Annotated in this window: 1 protein-coding gene; it reads left to right on the top strand. The window is 72.7% G+C overall.

The window, feature by feature from the left end:
- On the top strand, positions 1 to 2,109 hold a 2,109-nt coding region (locus IH13_RS0135165), incomplete at both ends, for an acyltransferase domain-containing protein (RefSeq protein WP_420713442.1).

Here is a 2,109-nt window from a genome sequence, read left to right as displayed (position 1 = left end):
TGTGGCCGGTGTGATCAAGATGGTCATGGCCATGCAACGGGACGCGATTCCGGCGACGCTGCACGTCGACGCTCCCACTCCGCAGGTGGACTGGACCATGGGCGAGGTGCGGCTGCTCACCGACTCGGTGCCGTGGCCCGACACGGGTCAACTCAGGCGCGCCGGCGTCTCCTCGTTCGGCATCAGCGGCACCAACGCCCACGTCATCATCGAGCAGGCCGACGTGCCGGCCGACACACCGGCCGACGCGACGGCCGGCGACGAGGCGCCGGGCGGCCCCGTCGCCCTGCCCGTCTCCGCGCGAGGCGGGGCGGCGCTGGCCGCGCAGGCTGCCCGGCTCCGTGCCCTGCTGGCCACCCGGCCCGACTACGCCCTGGCGGACGTGGCCCACGCGCTGGCGACCACGCGCACCGCCTTCGAGGACCGCGCGGTGGTCGTCGCGGAGGACCGCGACGACGCCCTCGTCCAGCTGGAGGCCCTGACGGACGGCAAGGCCGGACCGGTGCGCGGCACGGTGACCGAAGGCCGGATCGCCTTCCTGTTCAGCGGCCAGGGCAGCCAGCGGCTGGGGACGGGGCGCGAGCTCGCCGCCCTTCACCCGGTTTTCCGTGACGCGCTGGACGAGGTGTGCACCCACCTGGACCGCCATCTCCAGTACCCCCTGCTCAGTGTGCTGTTCGCCGAGGAGGGCGGTGAGCGGGCGGCCCTCCTGCACCGTACGGCGTACACGCAGGCCGCTCTGTTCGCGATCGAGGTGGCTCTGTTCCGCCTGCTCGCGCACTGGGGCATCCGACCCGGCCTCCTCGCGGGGCACTCCATCGGCGAGGTGGCCGCCGTGCACGTCGCGGGAACCCTCTCCCTTGAGGAGGCCTGCACGTTCGTCGCGGCACGGGGGCGGCTGATGCAGGCGCTGCCCGAAGGCGGTGCGATGGTGGCCGTCGAAGCACGCGAGGACGAAGTGGTCCAGGTACTGGCCGGCCGGACGGACCGGATCTCGGTCGCCGCTGTGAACGGCCCGCGCTCCGTCGTCGTGTCCGGTGACGAGGACGAGGTGCTGGCTGTGGCAGCCCACTTCGAGGGCCGGAACCGCAGGACGAAGCGGCTGAAGGTCAGCCACGCCTTCCATTCCCCGCACATGGACGCGATGCTCGACGAGTTCGGCCGGGTCCTGCGGACCCTCACCTTCACCCCTCCCGCCCTCCCGGTCGTCTCGAACGTGACCGGACGCATCCTGACGGCCGAGGAGGCGTGCTCGGCCGACTACTGGGTCTCCCACGCCCGTCAGGCCGTCCGCTTCGAGGACTGCGTGCGCACTCTGGCCGGCGAGGGCGTGAAGACGTACGTCGAACTCGGCCCCGACGGCGTGCTCAGCGCGATGGCCGCCGACTGCCTGGACGACGAGGGCGCGGACGCATTCCCGGTCCTGCGCGCAGGGCGGCCCGAGACCGGCGCGGCGATGACGGCGCTGGCCCGGCTGTACGTGCGTGGCGTCGACTGCGACTGGACGGCACTGTTCCCCGGAGCCGGAGGGGTGGCCCTGCCCACCTACGCGTTCCAGCGCACCCGGTACTGGCCCGAGTCGCTCGTATGGACAGCGGCAGCTGACGCGCGAGGTGGCGAGGACCCGGCGGAGGCGGGGTTCTGGTCCGCGGTCGAGAGCCAGGACCTGGACGCCGTCACCGGCACACTGGCCATCGACGGGGACCAGCCGCTCAGCGCCGTGCTCCCGGCACTCGCCGACTGGCGGCGTGGCAGGCGTGACCAGTCCGTCCTGGATTCCTGGCGGTACGAGGTGCAGTGGCGCCAGGCACCTGAACCACAGCCCGGCGTACCGTCCGGTACCTGGCTCGTCGTCGGCCCCGAGGACGCCACCCACGACATCGCGGACGCCCTGAGCGCCCACGGAGTCAGGGTCGTCCGCGTACCGGATTCCCACGACAGCGCCCAGCTGCGGGACACCCTGGACGGCGGCGGTGTCACCGGCGTCCTGGCCCTCACCGCCCTGTCGGGGGAGGGGACCCAAGGGCTGCGGGACACCCTCGCCCTGGTTCAGGCCCTGGCCGACGCCCGGCTGCGCGCACCGCTCTGGCTCTGTCTCTTATACACATC

This window comes from Streptomyces sp. NRRL WC-3549 (genome assembly GCF_000721935.1).
Lineage (GTDB): Bacteria > Actinomycetota > Actinomycetes > Streptomycetales > Streptomycetaceae > Streptomyces.
Note: the sequence above shows the minus strand (reverse complement) of the source record. Positions and strands in the feature narration are given on the sequence as shown.